Origin of the sequence: Limnohabitans sp. JirII-31 (assembly GCF_002778315.1) — a bacterium.
Classification (GTDB): Bacteria; Pseudomonadota; Gammaproteobacteria; order Burkholderiales; family Burkholderiaceae_C; genus Limnohabitans.
In genome coordinates, this window is record NZ_NESA01000005.1 from 166,326 (window position 1) to 181,730 (window position 15,405).

The window sequence follows — 15,405 nt, forward strand, 5'->3', positions numbered from 1 at the left end:
GCACGTGCCGCTGCGTCACCTGCTGCTTGCCTTGCTGCTGATGGTGGTGTGGGGCAGCAACTTTGTGGTGGTCAAAACCACGCTCCATCAACTGCCCCCTTTGCTCATGGCCGCCTTGCGCTTTGCGTTGGCGGCATTTCCGGCCTTGCTGTGGTTACCTCGACCTGCGGTGGATTGGCGCAATGTGGCGGCCTATGGCTTTTTGATTGGTGTGGTCCAGTTTTCTTGCCTCTACACCGCGATCCAAGGGCACATCACGCCGGGGCTGGCGTCTTTGGTGGTCCAGACCCAAGCGTTCTTCACCACCGGTTTAGCCATGTACTTTTTGCGTGAGCGCGTTCAAGCCTTCCAGTGGGGGGCCTTGTGCTTGGCCATGTGTGGTTTGGGGCTGATTGCTTGGCACACCGATGGCGACACGTCGCTGTTGGGCCTGGTGCTTGTGTTGACGGCGGCGCTGGGCTGGTCGTCGGGCACTCTGGTGTGCAAACAAGCCGGTGGTGTGAACCTGTTGAGCTATGTGGTGTGGTCCAGCGTGTGGGCCACGTTTCCTTTGCTCGGCTTGTCCTTGGTGTTTGAAGGCTGGCCTGCCATTCAAGAAGCACTGCAACAGGCGCACGCCCTCACCTGGGCGGGCGTGGCGTGGCAGGCCTGGGCCAATACCTTGTTTGGCTACGCCGTGTGGGGCTGGTTGATGGCCCGTCATCCGGCAGCCACCGTAGCGCCTTTGTCCTTGCTGGTGCCCGTGTTTGGCATGGCTTCTTCGGCGCTCTTATTGGGCGAGCCCTTACCGGGCTGGAAGCTGGGTGCCGCCGCCTTGGTGATGGCAGGCTTGGCGCTCAACGTGTTGTGGCCGCGCTGGCGCGCCCGTCACGCAGGGTAAAGCCCCAAGCCTTGCGCTTGCAAACGTGCCAAACCCATCAGGGCATCGGTGAAGGGTGTTGTCACGCCGGTGATCTGCCCCAGCTCGCGCACCGCACCCACCAGTGCATCCAGCTCCACCGCGCGGTGTGCTTGCACGTCTTGCAACATCGAGGTTTTGAAAGCGCCGAGCTTGCGTGTCACCGCGTGCCGATCTTCGGGCTCTTGTGCAATGGCCAAGCCGATCCGCGTGCCAATCTCTTTGGCTTCCAGCATCACGCTGGAAATAAAGCTGCGCACCAGCGGGTCGTCCATGATCTTGTCGGTCGTGGCACCGGTCAGCGCACTGATCGGGTTCACGCTCATATTGCCCCACAGCTTGTACCAAACGTCTTTTTGAATCTGCGGCGACAGCGTGGCGTCAAACCCCGCTTGGGCCAGCAGCGCTTGCAAGGCCTGGCCTCGCTCGCTCAGCGCACCGCAGGGCTCGCCCACGATCAAGCCGTTGCCAAAGTGGTGAGCGATCTCGCCGGGAGAACGCAAAGAACAACTCGCGTGCACCACGCCCCCCAGCACGTGTTGGGCAGGAATGGCGCGTGCAATGCTGCCGTCGGCGTCAACACTCACCAAGGGCGTGTTGGCATAGTCGCCACCGAACTGTTGCAAGAACCACCAAGGCACGCCATTCATCGCCGTCAGCACCACCGTGTACGGACCGATCAGCGGGGCGATGTGGCGCGCCACATCGTGCAATGCGGGGGCCTTGACGGCGATCACCACCAGGTCTTGCACCCCCAGATCGGCCGGTTGCGCGCTGGCGCGCACAGGCACCGCATGGCTCACCCCGCCGCTGTGCAGACGCAGGCCATGCGCTTGCAAGGCGCTCAGCGTGTGACCGCGTGCCACCACCGACAGCTGCACGCCGGGCAATTGCCCCACGCGCGCGCCAACCCAGCCGCCAATGGCACCTGCGCCGTAGATGCACACCTTGGAAAACATCATTGCCGGTACCCCATGTCGATGCGGTCCACCTGACGCACCAGGGCCTCAAACACATCCACCCCTGCGCCCCCGTGCTGGTTGTCGAATTGCAGCGAGTCGCGGGTGCACCTGGCGGCAATGGCTTCGGGCACGGCAATGGGCGTGCCCATGCTCAGCGTGGCGAGTTGAATTTCGCAGGCGCGTTGCAGCGTCCACAAAATCGCAAAGGTTTCGGGCACCGTGCGCCCCCAAGCCAACAGGCCATGGTTGCGCAAAATCACAGCTTGCTTGTGGCCAATGCTGTGCAGCACGCGTGGGCCTTCGTCGGCGTGGATGGTGATGCCTTCAAAGTCGTGGTACGCCACCATGTCGTGCAACTGCGCCGAATAAAAATTGCTTTGCGACAGCCCGCCTTGCAAGCTGGACACAGCCACCCCGGCGGTGGTGTGGGTGTGCATCACGCAATGCGCGCCGTCTATGCCGCCATGCAAGGTGGCATGCACCACAAAGCCTGCGGGGTTGATGCGGTGCGCGGAACCGTCCAGCACCTCGCCTTGTAGGTTGATCTTCACCAAGTTGCTGGCCGTGACCTCGCTGTAGTGCAGGCCGAATGGGTTGATCAAAAACTGCTTGTCGTCACCGCTCACGCTGTGCGGCAGGCGCACCGTGAGGTGGTTGTAAATCATCTCGGTCCAGCCCAGCATGGCGAACACGCGGTAGCAAGCCGCCAGCTCAACACGGGTGGCCCATTCGTCGGGGTGAAAACGGTGGCTCATGGCGTCTGGCTCAGTAGACCTGGCCTTTGGTTGTGGCAGGTGCGGCGGTTAAGCCTTCTTTGTATTTGGCGGCCAAGGCTGAGGTTTGGCGCGACAAGATCATGCTGTCCACGCCCACCGCCACAAACAAGGCACCGAGGGCCAGATACTGGCGCGCCAAGGTTTCGTCGCCCATCAAGATGCCGGGCGCTTTGCCCGCTTTTCGAATGCGTGCCATCGCGTCCACGATGGCCGCTTGCACTTCGGGGTGGGTTTGGTTGCCGATGTGCCCCATCGAGGCCGACAAATCGGCGGGCCCGATGAACACCCCATCCACGCCTGGTGTGGCGGCAATCGCGTCGAGGTTCTTGAGTGCTTCACGCGTTTCGGCCTGCACCAGCACGCACACTTGTGCATTGGCTTCTTTGCCGTAGTTGGGATAGCGCCCCCAGCGCGAGGCACGCGTGCCTGCCATGCCACGGATGCCACCTTGGCCATCGTCTTGCGGGTAGCGGCTGGCTTGCACAATCGCGGCCGCTTGTTCTGCGGTGTCCACCATCGGCACCAGCAAGGTGGTCGCGCCCAAGTCCAGCACTTGCTTGATCAAGGCCGGGTCGTGGTGCGGAATGCGCACCACTGGGTGCGAGTTGGGGTAAGCCGCCACGGTTTGCAACTGGGCCAAGAGGGTGGTCAAGTCGTTGGGGCCGTGCTCGCCGTCGATCACCAGCCAGTCAAAACCGGCCCCCGCACAGATGTCGGTGGTCACGGCATTGCCCAGGCCCATCCACAAACCAATTTGGGCTTGCTGTTGGTGGAGCGCTTGTTTGAAAAGGTTGACAGGTGTTTGCATGGCAGTGTGGTGGGTTGAAAAAAAAAGAAAGTGTGTGCGTCTTTGAGTTCACTCAGGTGGGCGCGGTGAACAGGGGGTGGAGGTTACCGAAACGCCCATCAAACACGGGCAAGCCCACATCGATTTGCAAGGTGATGCCCACATGGCGACGCGTCAACAGGTCGGCCAAGTGGGCGCGTGCGGTGGCCATCAAGCGTTGCCCCGCATCTTGTTGCGTGGCCTCGCTGCGGCCCTTGCCCATGCGCAAATTCAGATAGACAAAGCCGTGGTCGCCACTGCCGTCAGCCACGGCGTAATGCGCCGCTGGGTAGGCGAACACACGCACGCCACCGGTGGGGAACACCTGTTCACCCGCTTCGTCACGCACCGTGAGCATGGTGTCGGCCAAGCGGCGGCACAGCTGCGTCATGTCGGTGTCGTGGTCGAGTTGGCCGCTGTAGAGGATGACGAGGTGTGGCATGGGGGTGTCAACAAAGAGCTTGGATCTTACAAACGGCCAAACGCTTGGTAGGCAGTGGCCGCGCTGGCTTGTGCGGCAGGGATGTGTGAGCCGTCTTGGGGCGTGACAGGAAACACGGCATTGATTTGCCCGGTGCCCGAAGCGCCAAAGTATGGCGTGATGATTTCGGCACTGCCGTCGTAGCCCGACCAACCCAAGGCACCCAACAGCATGGCGGTGTCATGCATGAAACCTTCGCCATGGCCTTTGCTCGCGTACTCGGGCAGCATCTCGCAAAACGCCGCCCATTCGCCCATCTGCCACATGCGGATGACTTGCGCGTCGAGCTTTTCCAACAACGGACTCCAGACCTTGAAGGCAAATTCAGGCGCCAAGCCGTTTTGTGCAAAGCGGTGGCTCAGCGAGCCACTGGCCAAAAACGCCACCCGTCCGTCGTAGTGTTGTTCGATCGCTTGGCGCATGGCCCAGCCTAGGCGCGCGCTGTCATTCAGGTAATGCGCCATGCACAGGGCCGACACCGACACCACCTTGAAGTGCTGGTCGGCATTCATGTAGCGCAGCGGCACCAGCGTGCCGTACTCGGGCGACAAGGTGGTGGCGTCGTGCGCCAGCGTTTCCACGCCGTACTCGTTGCACACGCGTGCCAGCAGTTGCCCGAGTGCTGGGTTGCCGGGCGACTCAAAATCCATGTTGCGGATGAAGTGCGGCAACTCGTTGCTGGTGTAGCTGCCTTTGAAATGCGCGGCGCAGTTGATGTGGTAGTTCGCATTCACCAGCCAGTGGGTGTCAAACACCACCAAGGTGTCCACACCCAGAGCCCGGCACCGGCGGCTGATCTCTTGGTGCCCCGCAATGGCGTCTTGGCGCGTGCCGTGGCGCGGGCCCGGCAACTCGCTCAGGTACATGCTGGGCACGTGGGTGATCTTGGCGGCGAGGGCGAGCTGTCCCATCACACGCCCCAATGTGGAATGTGGTGGCTGCCCATCGACACCGCCACGTTTTTGGGTTCGCAAAACACCTCGTAACTCCAGGTGCCGCCTTCGCGCCCGGTGCCACTGGCCTTGGTGCCACCAAAGGGCTGGCGCAAGTCGCGCACGTTTTGGCTGTTCACAAAGCACATGCCCGCTTCCACCGCAGCGGCCACGCGGTGGGCGCGGCCAATGTTCTCGGTCCACACATAGCTGCTCAAGCCGTAGGCGATGTCGTTGGCCAGGGCAATGGCGTGGGCTTCGTCCTTGAACGGAATCAGGCAGGCCACGGGACCAAAAATTTCGTCTTGCGCGATCTTCATGCGGTTGTCCACATCGGCAAACACCGTGGGCCACACATAGTTGCCGCGTGCCACGTGGGCCGGCAGCGCGGGGGCATACGAGGGTCGGTCGAGTCCGCCGCAGAGCAGCGTGGCGCCTTCTTTGGGACCGAGGTCGATGTAGCTGCGCACCTTGGCCAAATGGGCCTGGCTGATCATCGGGCCCACCACGGTGGCTTCATCGAGTGGGTCACCCACGCGGATGCGCTTGGCGCGTTCGGTGAACTTGGCCACAAAGTCGGCGTAGATGCTTTGCTGCACCAGGATGCGGCTGCCCGCCGTGCAGCGCTCGCCGTTGTTCGAGAAAATCATGAACACGGCCGCGTCCATGGCGCGCTCCAAGTCGGCGTCTTCAAACACCACAAAGGGCGACTTGCCACCCAGCTCCATGCTGAACTTTTTCAGGCCTGCGGTTTGCACAATGCGGTTGCCGGTGGCGGTCGATCCGGTGAACGAAATGGCGCGCACATCGGGGTGTGCCACCAGCGGTTCACCCGCGTCTTTGCCGTAGCCGTGGACCAAGTTCAGCACGCCCGGTGGCACACCGGCTTCCAGCGCCAACTCGCCCAAGCGCGCGGCGCTCAAGGGCGACAGCTCGCTCATCTTGAGCACCGCCGTGTTGCCAAACGCCAAGCAGGGTGCCACCTTCCAGGTGGCGGTCATGAAGGGCACGTTCCACGGGCTGATCAATGCGCACACGCCCACCGGGTGAAACAGCGTGTAGTTCAGGTGGGTGGGGGTGGGGTAGGTGTGGCCATCGACGCGCGTGCACATCTCGGCAAAGTACGAAAAGTTGTCGGCTGCACGCGGCACCAGTTGCTTGCCAGTTTGGGCAATCACTTGGCCGCAGTCTTGGGTTTCGGTGCGGGCAATCTCGGGCACGTGCTGGGTGATCAGCTCGCCCAAGCGACGCATCACCTTGGCGCGTTCGGGGGCGGGCGTGTTGGCCCATTTGGGAAACGCGGCTTTGGCGGCGGCCACCGCAGCGTTGACTTCGGCCTCGCCCCCGCTGGCCACTTCGGCCAACACCTCTTGGGTCGCGGGGTTGATGGTTTCAAAGCGCGGGCCGTGGCTCACCGATTGGCCGTTGATGAGGTGGTCGATGGTCTGCATAGCGGTCTCCAAAAGTGGGGGGTTACAGGCGCGCCGGGGCGGCTGCGATGGTGTTGGTGAGCGAGCCCACGCCCTCGATCTCGGTCACGACCACATCGCCCGGCTGGCAGTCCACCACGCCGTCGGGGGTGCCGGTCAAGATCAGGTCGCCGGGGTAGAGCGTCATGAACTCGCTGAGGTACTCGATCAAGGTGGGCACATCAAAAATCATGTCGCGGGTGTTGCCGCTTTGTGTGACCTGGCCATTCACTGTGGTTTGCAGCGCCAAATTCGACGGGTCGCCATAGGTTCGGTGCAGCGACGCCGCGTCTACCAACCAGGGGCCCAGGGGGGTGCAGGTGTCACGGTTTTTCACCCGCATGTTGGGGCGGTACCAGTTCTCTAAGTAGTCGCGGATGGCGTAGTCGTTGGCCACGCTGTAGCCACCCACAAAGTCGTAGGCATCGCTGCGGCGCACCCGCTTGGCGGTTTTGCCGATCACCACCGCCAATTCGCACTCGTAGTGCATGAACCTCACCTCGTTCGGGCGCAGCGTGTGTTCGTGGTGACCGATCAAGCCGCCTTCGCCTTTGACAAACACCAAGGGCTCTTTGGGCGGCTCTTTGAAGGCCAGCTCTTTGGCGTGGTCGGCATAGTTCAAGCCCAGTGCCAGCACCGTGCGCGGGCGCGCCACCGGGGCCAAGGGCGGCAGCCAACGCACGGCGTCAAAGGCGACAGACCGTCCATCGTCCAGCAGCAGTTGGCCGTCGCGCTCGGTCGCGTCGTGGGTCTGGTGTTGGTAGATCACGCGTGCGTGTTTCATGCCACAGCTCCCATCAAATGGTTACGCAAGACGCCTAAGCCTGGCACGCCGGGTGCATGAATTTCCACCACGTCGCCCACCACGGCATGCGGGCGTTGTCCGGCCTCGGCGCCGTCATGGCAAACGTCCAAGCCCAACATCAATACATCGCCGGGTCGCAAGGTCATGAACTCATTCACATCCGCCAACAGCTGGGGCAACAGGCGGCGCATCTGGCCGAGCTGCACCGTTTGACGCAGCGTGCCGTTGATGCGCACTTCCAGCGTGATGGCGTTGGGGTCTGGCAAGTCGGCAGCGGGCAGCAGCTGCGCGCCAATTCCCAAAAATCCATCGATGCATTTGTATTTCACGGGCGGGCGGTAAAAGCCTTGCTCGGCCACGCTGTGCGGCACCGACAGGTCGTTGAGCAACACATAGCCGCGCAGCGCGCCTTGTTCGCTCAGCACCGCCCCCAGGGTGGCGCCGATCTCCACCTCAGAAAGGTGCGAAGGCACCGCGATGGCATGTTCGCTCAAGGTCCAGGTGTTGGCCGTCTTGATGTAGAGCACCGGCGCTTTGGGCGGCGCTTGGTAGGGCGCGCTGCTCATCAGCGGTGCGGCCACTTGCCATTCAGCCTGGCTGTTGAGCAAAACGCCGTAGACCATGCCATGAATGGGCAGGTCGGGTGAGGGGATGTGGGCGGTCATAGGTTTGAGGTGTGAAGGGTTGGCGGCGTTGCGTTCAGTCGGTCGGCGGCAGGTCGAGCGCGATCACCTCGTCGAGCAAGGCATACAGCTGGGCCAATTTGGTTTTACCTAGGTGCTGCTCCATGGTTTGGTAGTGCGCTTCGATGGTGTGTGACAGGGTGTCCACGCGTTGCAGCCCCAAGGCGGTGGGTCTCACCACAGTGCGGCGTTGGTCGCTGGGGTCGCGTTGGCGTTGCACCAGGCCATCGCGCTCCATGCGCGTGAGCACGCCGCTAAGGCTGGGGCCGGTGATGAAGGCCTCACGCCCAATGCGTCCGGTTTCGACGCCTTGGCCTCCGTTGCCGTGGTCTTCGCCCAGCACCCGCAACACCCGCCATTGCTGGTCGCTCAGACCATGGCTGCGCAAGCCCGGTCGGGTGTGGGCCATCACCGATTCGCGTGCTTGCAGCAGCAAACGCGGCAGGTTGCGATGGACGAAGGGTTGGCGCATGGGAGCAACACGAGATGGAATTTATTTAACATGTTAAGTGAATGCTTTGCATGGACCAAGCCCTGAAACGACGTTGCCGCCTGGGATTTACCCTTGAAAAGCACAGACACTGTTTGTTTGTCCAGTACTATTGCGGCATGGCCAAAGAAAAAACCCACTATGTCTGCACCGAATGCGGTGGCAGCAGCCCCAAATGGCTGGGCAAATGCCCGAGCTGCAACGCCTGGAACACGCTCATCGAGAGCGCGGTCGAGTCGGCGGGCGCTGGCAGCAAGAACCGCTACGCGGGCATGGCCGCGCTCGCGCCCAGTGCCGAGGTGGCCACGCTGTCTGACATTGAAGCCCACGACGTGGCCCGCACCCCCACCGGCCAAGAAGAGCTCGACCGGGTGCTCGGTGGTGGCATGGTGGACGGCGGCGTGGTGTTGATTGGCGGCGACCCCGGCATTGGCAAATCCACCTTGTTGTTGCAAGCCATGGACGGCTTGCAGCGCAGCGGCATGGCCACCTTGTATGTGACGGGCGAAGAGTCGGCGGCCCAAGTGGCGCTGCGCTCGCGCCGTTTGGGGCTTGACCACAGCCAGGTGCAGGTGCTGGCCGAAACCCTGCTCGAAAAAGTGCTGGCGACGGTCGACAAACTCAAGCCTGCGGTGGTGGTGATGGACTCGATCCAAACGGTTTACTCCGACCAACTCACCAGCGCCCCCGGCTCGGTGGCGCAGGTGCGCGAATGCGCGGCCCACCTCACCCGCATGGCCAAGTCCACCGGCACGGCGGTGGTGTTGGTGGGCCACGTCACCAAAGAGGGCGCGTTGGCCGGGCCGCGTGTCTTGGAACACATGGTCGACACCGTGTTGTACTTTGAAGGCGACACCCACTCCACCTACCGGCTGGTGCGGGCCATCAAAAACCGTTTTGGTGCGGTCAACGAAATTGGCGTCTTCGCCATGACCGAAAAAGGCCTCAAAGGCGTGAGCAACCCCAGCGCCATTTTCTTGAGCCAGCACCCCGAGCCCGTGCCCGGCAGCTGTGTGTTGGTCACGCTCGAAGGCACGCGCCCCATGCTGGTCGAAATCCAGGCCTTGGTCGACACCGGGGGCCCCTCGCCACGTCGCTTGAGCGTGGGCCTGGACCGCGACCGTTTGGCCATGTTGCTGGCGGTGTTGCACCGCCATGCCGGTGTGGCGTGCATGGACCAAGATGTGTTTGTCAACGCCGTGGGCGGTGTGCGCATCAGCGAGCCCGCCGCCGACTTGGCCGTCATGCTGGCCATCCAGAGCAGCTTGCGTGGCAAGCCCTTGCCCCAGGGTTTCATTGCCTTTGGCGAGGTGGGCCTGGCGGGCGAAGTGCGCCCGGCCCCGCGCGGCCAAGAACGCTTGAAAGAAGCCGCCAAACTGGGCTTCACGGTGGCTGTGATTCCGAAAGCCAACATGCCTAAAAAGCCCATCGAAGGCATGACTTTGCACCCGGTGGAACGTGTGGATGAGGCGATTGGTTTGGTGCGCTCGCTGGGTTGAAGCGGGACCAAAGGAGCCGCAGGTTTGCGTCGCCTGTGTGGCGCGGGCAAAGACGATCGGACGATCACGGGCCTGAGACAATAGCGCCATGAACTTTCAACGATATGCGATACCGATAGGTGCTGTGGGCCTGACTGCTTGGGCTTGGCAATCCATGCAGTGGATGGGCGTGGCCATGGTCTTCACTGGCGGGGTGATGTGGCTGTTGCTCTACTTCACCCGCTTGGTGCAAATCATGAAACGCGCCAGTAAGCGCCCGATCGGCTATGTGGACAGCGCGGTCATGCTCAACGCCAAGCTCAAAACCGGCTTGAGCTTGATGCACGTCATTGCCATGACGCGTGCCCTGGGGCAACTTGAGACCGAGAAAGACGCCCAGCCTGAAGTTTTCAGCTGGCGCGATGGCTCCGAGTCGGTGGTGCGCTGCACCTTCTTGCATGGCAAGCTGCAAAGCTGGGACCTGACGCGACCAGAGGCTGAGCCAGACCACGACGCGCCCGCACTGGCAGCCGCAGAGGTCTCGGATGTGACCGCCAAGGCATGAGCCTCTGAGCGACTTCTCTGCCCTCGTTAAAATCAAACGCTAGGCTGGATCGGCCCAGCACACCTCCCATACAAGTCCAAAGGAAAACCCATGAGCGTCGTAATTCCCTCAATGTCTGACCGTGACGGCAAGATTTGGATGGATGGCCAGATGGTGGAATGGCGCGACGCCAAGATCCACGTGCTGTCGCACACCCTGCACTACGGCTGCGGCGCGTTCGAAGGCGTGCGTGCTTACAAAACCGCCAATGGCACCGCGATCTTTCGCCTGCAAGAGCACACCGACCGCCTGTTCAACAGCGCCAAAATTTTGCGTATGGCCATTCCGTTCACCAAAGAACAGGTCAACGAAGCCCAGCGCGCTGTGGTGCGCGAGAACAACCTGGAGAGCGGCTACATCCGCCCGCTCACCTGGATTGGTGACAAAAAGCTCGGTGTCAGCCCCAAAGGCAACACCATCCACCTGATGGTGGCGGCTTGGACCTGGGGCGCGTACCTGGGCGAAGAAGGCATGAAGCGCGGCATCCGCGTCAAGACCAGCAGCTACACCCGCCACCACGTCAACATCACCATGACGCAGGCCAAGGCGGTGAGCAACTACACCAACTCGATCCTGGCCAACATGGAAGTCACCGACGAGGGCTACGACGAAGCCCTGTTGCTCGACACCTCGGGCTTTGTGTCTGAAGGCGCTGGCGAAAACATTTTTGTGGTGAAAGACGGTGTGATCTACACCCCCGATTTGTCGGCCGGTGCCCTCAACGGCATCACCCGCAACACGGTGTTCCACATCGCCAAAGACCTGGGGCTGGAGATTGTGCAAAAGCGCATTACTCGCGACGAGGTGTACATCGCCGACGAGGCCTTCTTCACCGGCACGGCGGCTGAAGTCACGCCGATTCGTGAGCTCGACCGCATCGAGTTGGGCAAAGAAGGCTATGTGGGTAGCCGCGGCCCCATCACCGAAAAAATTCAAAGCGCCTTCTTTGACATCGTCAATGGCCGCAACCCCAAGTACGCCCATTGGTTGACCCAAGTCTGAAGCACAGGGAACGCACACATGACACACCCAGTTGAACTCCTGGCCAAAGACCTCAATGGCCATGGCGGCGTGTTTTGCCCCAGCGCCAAAGCCGACATGAAGCTCTGGAACAGCCACCCCAAGGTGTACCTGGATGTGGCCAAAACCGGCGAAGCCAAGTGCCCCTATTGCGGCACGGTGTACAAACTCAAAGCCGGCGAACACGTTGGCGGCCACCACTAAAAACGCCCTCGTCATCGCGCCGCAATGGATCGGCGACGCGGTGATGACCGAGCCTTTGCTGCGTCGCCTGGCCGCACGCGGTGAGCGCCTCACCGTAGGTGCCTTGCCTTGGGTGGCCCCGGTTTACCGCGCCATGCCCTGTGTGGCCGAGGTGATCGAGTTTCCATTCCAGCACGGTGGCCTGCAATGGCAAGGCCGACTGGCCATGGCGCGTGCCCTGCGCGGGCGCTTTGACGTGGCCTATGTGTGTCCGAACTCCCTCAAAAGCGCACTCATCCCTTGGCTGGCGCGCATTCCCCAACGCGTGGGCTACACCGGCGAAATGCGTTTTGGTTTGTTGACCGACCGTTTGGACAACCCCAGTGGCGAAGTACGCCCCCCGATGGTGGAGTTTTACGCCGCTCTGAGCTTGCTCGGGACCCAAGGGTCGATGCAGCTCAGTGGTGACTTGCGCCCCGTGCTGCAACTCGCGCCGGCCTTGCTGGACGAGGCGCTGGAGTTGGTGGGCCGCATGCCGCATGTGCCCACGCTGGCGCGCAACAGCTATGTGGTGTTTGCCCCCGGTGCCGAGTACGGCCCTGCCAAGCGCTGGCCAGCCCACCACTTTGCCGAGCTGGCGGCCAAGCTGGATGTCCCCGTCTTGTTGCTGGGCTCGGCCAAAGAGCAAGCCTTGTGTGATGACATCGCGCGCCAAGCCAATGCCGTGCGTCCCGGCCAATGCGTCAACCTGGCCGGCAAAACCTCGCTGGTGCAAGCCTTTGCCTTGATCGCCTCGGCCTACCGCGTGGTCAGCAACGACTCGGGCCTGATGCATGTGGCAGCCGCCTTTGGCGTGCCCCAAGTGGCGGTGTACGGCTCGTCCAGTCCCGAACACACGCCACCGTTGAACGACAAAGCACGCGTGTTGTGGCTGCGTGTGGACCCCAACTACCACCCGCCACTGGCCTGTGCACCTTGCTATGAACGCGTGTGTCCGTTGGGCCATACCCGTTGCCTGGAAGACATCACCCCCGAGCGTGTGTTGCAGGCCTTTCAATCCTGATTGATTTTTTGCCATGAACTACAGCACCGACTTCCCCAGCCTGCAACACAGCGTCTCGCCTGAAGAATGGCAAACCCGTGTCGAGCTGGCCGCTTGCTACCGTTTGATGGACCAGTTCGGCATGACCGATCTGATCTACAACCACATCACGGCGCGCATTCCAGGCACCGACCATTTGCTGATCAACCTCTACGGCTTGCTCTACAAAGAAATCACGGCATCGAGCTTGGTGAAAATTGATGCATCTGGCCAGATCATCAGCCAGCCCGACACCGACTACGGCATCAACAAGTCGGGCTATGTGATCCACGGTTGCATCCACGAAGCGCGCCCCGATGTGCGCTGTGTGATTCACACCCACACCCGCGCGGGCATGGCGGTGGCCAGCATGCAATGCGGCTTGTTGCCGATGACGCAAACCTCCATCCGTTTTGTGGGCCACCTCGGTTACCACGACTTTGAAGGCCCGGCCATTGACCTGGCCGAGCGCGTGCGCTTGGTGCAAGACCTGGGGCCTCACGACGCCATGATTTTGCGCAACCACGGCTTGCTCACCTGTGGCGCCACCATTCAGCAAGCCTTCAACACCATGTACCAGTTGGAAATGTCGTGCCGTGCGCAGGTGGACGCCATGGCCGCCCGCACCGAGCTGACCCTGCCCTCGCCCGAGGTGCTGGCGCACACGGCCCATCTGTACCAACCGGGCACACGCCGCCCCTATGGGGTGCTGGAGTGGCCCGCCATGCTTCGTCTGTTGCAAGCCGAGGGCAAAAACTCGGGCTACCCGCCTTACGACATTTGAGTGCTGCCGCCGTAGGCCAGCAGTGGCGCGCCTTGCAGCATGATGCGCAACAGGTAGCGGTATTCCTCGGGGTCGTAGTCCGCATTGGCTTGGTGCAGCACCGAGCGGTTGTCCCAAATCACCAAGTCCCCCACTTGCCAGCGGTGGCGGTATTCGTAGCGCGGTTGGGTGGCGTGGGCGTAGAGCGCTTCAATCAAGGCGTAACCCGCCTCGTCGTCCAGGCCATCAATGCCTTCCATGCGTCCGGTGTTCAGGTACAGCGCAGCCCGTCCGCTGTCGGGGTGGCGAATCACCAAGGGCTGCAGCGTGCGTGGAATGCGGGCCATCTCTTCGTCGCTGAGTTTGGCAAAGCTGCGCGGGCTGCGGCTGCTTTGGTGCACATGCAGCGAGCGCAGGCCCACGATGCGCTGCTGCATGGCCTCGGGCAAATCGTCAAACGCTTGGCGCGCATCGACAAACTGGGTGTCGCCGCCGTGGGACGGAATTTCCACCGCCACCAAGGTGGTGGCTTTGGGCGGTGCCAAGTCGTTGGAGTGGTCGGTGTGGTAGTTCTCGCCGCGCACTTGCAGCTTGCCGTTTTTGCGCGGCAAGTCGTGGGTGGAGTTGTAGCCCACCAACGGGTAGTCGGGCAGCACAAACTTTTTGATTTGCTGCGGCGTCAAGGGGCCAAAGATTTCGGCGGCTTGCATGAACTGCGGCGGCGTCAGCGGCTGCTGACGAAACACCAGCACGGCGTAGGTAGCGAACAAGTCGTTGAGCTGCGCGCGGATCTCGGCGTTTTGCGGCTGGGTCAAATCCAGGCCTGAAACTTCAGCGCCAAACCCGGCGCGAATGGGTTGTACATGGAGGGTCATGCAAAGTCTCCTGAAGGGCTGCACTTACTCGGCTTTGATGCCGGTTTGTTTGGCCAGTTGTGCCCATTTGACGGTGTCGTCGGCGATGAGTTTTTCCAATTCGCTGCGTTTGAGTGGTAGGGCTTCGGCCCCTTCCGAGGCAAAGCGCTGGTGCATCTCGGGCGTGGTCAGCACCGCATTCACTTCGCGGTGCAGCGCGTCCACCAAGGGCATGGGCGTGCCCGCTGGGGCCAGCAGCGCCCACCAGTTGCTGGCTTCCATGTCGATGCCCGACTCGCGCAGCGTGGGCACGGTGGGAATCAGGTCCACCCGTTTGGGGCCCGCCACCGCCAGCAGTTTGATCTTGCCCGCACGCAAAAAGGTTTGCATCTGAATCAAGCTGCCCAAGGACACCTGCACGTGCCCTGCCGCCAAATCCACCAAGGCTGGGCCACCGCCTTTGTAGTGCACCACACTCAGAACGGCACCACTGCGTTGCATGAACAACTCGATGGCGAAGTGCTGAAAACTCGCCACGCCTGCCGAGCCAAAAAACACCTTGCCCGCGTTTTTCTTGGAGTACTCCACCAATTCTTTGATGGAGTTGACCGGCAGGTCTGCCGCCACCGCAATCACGCTCGGGCCCATGCCCAGCATGGCCACCGGGATGAACGACTTCACCGGGTCGTAGCTGAGCTTCATGATCGACGCGTTCATGGTGTAGGTCGACGAGATCAGCACCAGCGTGTTGCCATCGGGTTCGGCGCGCGCCACCAGCTCGGTGCCCATCGCGCCTCCGGCGCCGGGGCGGTTTTCAACAATCACGCTGCGCTTGAGGCGGGCCGTGAGTTGCTGCGCCATGCTGCGTCCCACGATGTCGTTGCTGCCACCCGGCGCAAACGGCACCACGATGCGCAGCGGCTTGTTGTCTTGTGCCTGCGCCAAAGGCGTGTGGCCGAGTGCGCCGGCACCCAAGGATGAGGCGAGCAGCCACTGAGTGAAGCGCCGCCGAGAGGCCGCAGCATCGGAGCGAGGTCGTTGCAACTCAGGGGAGGTGTGGGGCAAAGACATAGGCGGCACGGTGTGGATGGCGGTGGGCG

At 62.2% G+C, this 15,405-nt stretch carries 18 protein-coding genes; 7 read left to right on the top strand and 11 right to left on the bottom strand.

Annotated features, from left to right (window positions below):
* Positions 1–4 precede the first annotated feature (4 nt).
* Positions 5–880, top strand: a complete 876-nt coding sequence (locus B9Z41_RS08470; RefSeq protein ID WP_199172960.1) for an EamA family transporter — start codon at positions 5–7, stop codon at positions 878–880.
* On the opposite strand, the gene B9Z41_RS08475 is transcribed toward B9Z41_RS08470, so the two are convergent.
* The 9 genes from B9Z41_RS08475 to hpaR are packed head-to-tail and all read right to left on the bottom strand — an operon-like array spanning position 868 to position 8,304.
* On the bottom strand, positions 868–1,860 hold the full coding sequence (locus B9Z41_RS08475) for a 2-dehydropantoate 2-reductase (RefSeq protein WP_100146620.1): 993 nt from the start codon (positions 1,858–1,860) through the stop codon (positions 868–870). The two genes, B9Z41_RS08470 and B9Z41_RS08475, sit on opposite strands and share 13 nt — an antisense overlap.
* Positions 1,857–2,615 carry a class II aldolase/adducin family protein gene (locus tag B9Z41_RS08480; RefSeq protein ID WP_100146621.1) on the bottom strand — a complete coding sequence of 253 codons (759 nt, stop codon included), beginning with the start codon at positions 2,613–2,615 and terminating at the stop codon, positions 1,857–1,859. Before B9Z41_RS08480 ends, B9Z41_RS08475 begins: the two co-directional genes overlap by 4 nt.
* A gap of 10 nt (positions 2,616–2,625) precedes the next feature.
* Entirely contained in the window at positions 2,626–3,444 is an 819-nt protein-coding gene (locus B9Z41_RS08485) for an aldolase/citrate lyase family protein (RefSeq protein ID WP_100146622.1), read from the bottom strand.
* Between the two features lie 52 nt (positions 3,445–3,496).
* Positions 3,497–3,904: a 5-carboxymethyl-2-hydroxymuconate Delta-isomerase gene (locus B9Z41_RS08490; protein WP_100146623.1), complete on the bottom strand. Its 408-nt coding sequence runs from the start codon at positions 3,902–3,904 to the stop codon at positions 3,497–3,499.
* Between the two features lie 26 nt (positions 3,905–3,930).
* Positions 3,931–4,854, bottom strand: coding sequence for a 3,4-dihydroxyphenylacetate 2,3-dioxygenase (gene hpaD / locus B9Z41_RS08495; RefSeq protein WP_100146624.1), 924 nt, complete (start codon positions 4,852–4,854; stop codon positions 3,931–3,933).
* Positions 4,854–6,326 carry a 5-carboxymethyl-2-hydroxymuconate semialdehyde dehydrogenase gene (gene hpaE / locus B9Z41_RS08500; protein ID WP_100146625.1) on the bottom strand — a complete coding sequence of 491 codons (1,473 nt, stop codon included), beginning with the start codon at positions 6,324–6,326 and terminating at the stop codon, positions 4,854–4,856. The genes hpaD and hpaE overlap by 1 nt, the downstream gene beginning before the upstream one ends.
* Positions 6,327–6,348: 22 nt before the next feature.
* A complete protein-coding gene (locus tag B9Z41_RS08505) occupies positions 6,349–7,128 on the bottom strand; it encodes a fumarylacetoacetate hydrolase family protein (RefSeq protein WP_100146626.1) in 780 nt (259 codons plus the stop codon).
* The gene (locus B9Z41_RS08510; RefSeq protein WP_100146627.1) at positions 7,125–7,814 is read right to left on the bottom strand and encodes a fumarylacetoacetate hydrolase family protein; all 690 of its coding nucleotides are present in this window, start codon (positions 7,812–7,814) and stop codon (positions 7,125–7,127) included. The genes B9Z41_RS08505 and B9Z41_RS08510 overlap by 4 nt, the downstream gene beginning before the upstream one ends.
* A gap of 34 nt (positions 7,815–7,848) precedes the next feature.
* Positions 7,849–8,304 carry a homoprotocatechuate degradation operon regulator HpaR gene (gene hpaR / locus B9Z41_RS08515; RefSeq protein ID WP_100146628.1) on the bottom strand — a complete coding sequence of 152 codons (456 nt, stop codon included), beginning with the start codon at positions 8,302–8,304 and terminating at the stop codon, positions 7,849–7,851.
* Positions 8,305–8,441: 137 nt separating this feature from the next.
* On the opposite strand from hpaR, the gene radA reads away from it, so the two are divergent.
* From radA to B9Z41_RS08545, 6 genes are all read left to right on the top strand, one after another.
* A complete protein-coding gene (gene radA / locus B9Z41_RS08520; protein ID WP_100146629.1) occupies positions 8,442–9,821 on the top strand; it encodes a DNA repair protein RadA in 1,380 nt (459 codons plus the stop codon).
* An 88-nt stretch (positions 9,822–9,909) separates the two neighbouring features.
* Positions 9,910–10,365, top strand: a complete 456-nt coding sequence (locus B9Z41_RS08525) for a glycerate kinase (RefSeq protein ID WP_100146630.1) — start codon at positions 9,910–9,912, stop codon at positions 10,363–10,365.
* 90 nt (positions 10,366–10,455) lie between these two features.
* A complete protein-coding gene (locus B9Z41_RS08530; protein WP_100146631.1) occupies positions 10,456–11,406 on the top strand; it encodes a branched-chain amino acid transaminase in 951 nt (316 codons plus the stop codon).
* Positions 11,407–11,424: 18 nt separating this feature from the next.
* A complete protein-coding gene (locus B9Z41_RS08535; protein WP_100146632.1) occupies positions 11,425–11,628 on the top strand; it encodes a zinc-finger domain-containing protein in 204 nt (67 codons plus the stop codon).
* Positions 11,612–12,670, top strand: coding sequence for a lipopolysaccharide heptosyltransferase II (gene waaF / locus B9Z41_RS08540; RefSeq protein ID WP_255408410.1), 1,059 nt, complete (start codon positions 11,612–11,614; stop codon positions 12,668–12,670). The genes B9Z41_RS08535 and waaF overlap by 17 nt, the downstream gene beginning before the upstream one ends.
* 13 nt (positions 12,671–12,683) lie before the next feature.
* Positions 12,684–13,472 (top strand): class II aldolase/adducin family protein, encoded by a 789-nt coding sequence (locus tag B9Z41_RS08545; RefSeq protein WP_100146634.1) that lies wholly within the window; start codon positions 12,684–12,686, stop codon positions 13,470–13,472.
* On the opposite strand, the gene B9Z41_RS08550 is transcribed toward B9Z41_RS08545, so the two are convergent.
* Both B9Z41_RS08550 and B9Z41_RS08555 read right to left on the bottom strand, forming a co-directional pair.
* A complete protein-coding gene (locus B9Z41_RS08550; RefSeq protein ID WP_100146635.1) occupies positions 13,460–14,326 on the bottom strand; it encodes a TauD/TfdA family dioxygenase in 867 nt (288 codons plus the stop codon). The genes B9Z41_RS08545 and B9Z41_RS08550 overlap by 13 nt on opposite strands.
* Positions 14,327–14,350: 24 nt before the next feature.
* Positions 14,351–15,376: a tripartite tricarboxylate transporter substrate binding protein gene (locus tag B9Z41_RS08555; RefSeq protein ID WP_158236154.1), complete on the bottom strand. Its 1,026-nt coding sequence runs from the start codon at positions 15,374–15,376 to the stop codon at positions 14,351–14,353.
* Positions 15,377–15,405: the final 29 nt, after the last annotated feature.

Bases quoted from the DNA above. Each gene is read 5' to 3' on its own strand.
- B9Z41_RS08475 (WP_100146620.1), bottom strand. From the start codon at position 1,860: ATGATGTTTTCCAAGGTGTGCATCTACGGCGCAGGTGCCATTGGCGGC.
- B9Z41_RS08480 (WP_100146621.1), bottom strand. From the start codon at position 2,615: ATGAGCCACCGTTTTCACCCCGACGAATGGGCCACCCGTGTTGAGCTG.
- B9Z41_RS08485 (WP_100146622.1), bottom strand. From the start codon at position 3,444: ATGCAAACACCTGTCAACCTTTTCAAACAAGCGCTCCACCAACAGCAA.
- B9Z41_RS08490 (WP_100146623.1), bottom strand. From the start codon at position 3,904: ATGCCACACCTCGTCATCCTCTACAGCGGCCAACTCGACCACGACACC.
- hpaD (WP_100146624.1), bottom strand. From the start codon at position 4,854: ATGGGACAGCTCGCCCTCGCCGCCAAGATCACCCACGTGCCCAGCATG.
- hpaE (WP_100146625.1), bottom strand. From the start codon at position 6,326: ATGCAGACCATCGACCACCTCATCAACGGCCAATCGGTGAGCCACGGC.
- B9Z41_RS08505 (WP_100146626.1), bottom strand. From the start codon at position 7,128: ATGAAACACGCACGCGTGATCTACCAACACCAGACCCACGACGCGACC.
- B9Z41_RS08510 (WP_100146627.1), bottom strand. From the start codon at position 7,814: ATGACCGCCCACATCCCCTCACCCGACCTGCCCATTCATGGCATGGTC.
- hpaR (WP_100146628.1), bottom strand. From the start codon at position 8,304: ATGCGCCAACCCTTCGTCCATCGCAACCTGCCGCGTTTGCTGCTGCAA.
- radA (WP_100146629.1), top strand. From the start codon at position 8,442: ATGGCCAAAGAAAAAACCCACTATGTCTGCACCGAATGCGGTGGCAGC.
- B9Z41_RS08525 (WP_100146630.1), top strand. From the start codon at position 9,910: ATGAACTTTCAACGATATGCGATACCGATAGGTGCTGTGGGCCTGACT.
- B9Z41_RS08530 (WP_100146631.1), top strand. From the start codon at position 10,456: ATGAGCGTCGTAATTCCCTCAATGTCTGACCGTGACGGCAAGATTTGG.
- B9Z41_RS08535 (WP_100146632.1), top strand. From the start codon at position 11,425: ATGACACACCCAGTTGAACTCCTGGCCAAAGACCTCAATGGCCATGGC.
- B9Z41_RS08545 (WP_100146634.1), top strand. From the start codon at position 12,684: ATGAACTACAGCACCGACTTCCCCAGCCTGCAACACAGCGTCTCGCCT.
- B9Z41_RS08550 (WP_100146635.1), bottom strand. From the start codon at position 14,326: ATGACCCTCCATGTACAACCCATTCGCGCCGGGTTTGGCGCTGAAGTT.
- B9Z41_RS08555 (WP_158236154.1), bottom strand. From the start codon at position 15,376: ATGTCTTTGCCCCACACCTCCCCTGAGTTGCAACGACCTCGCTCCGAT.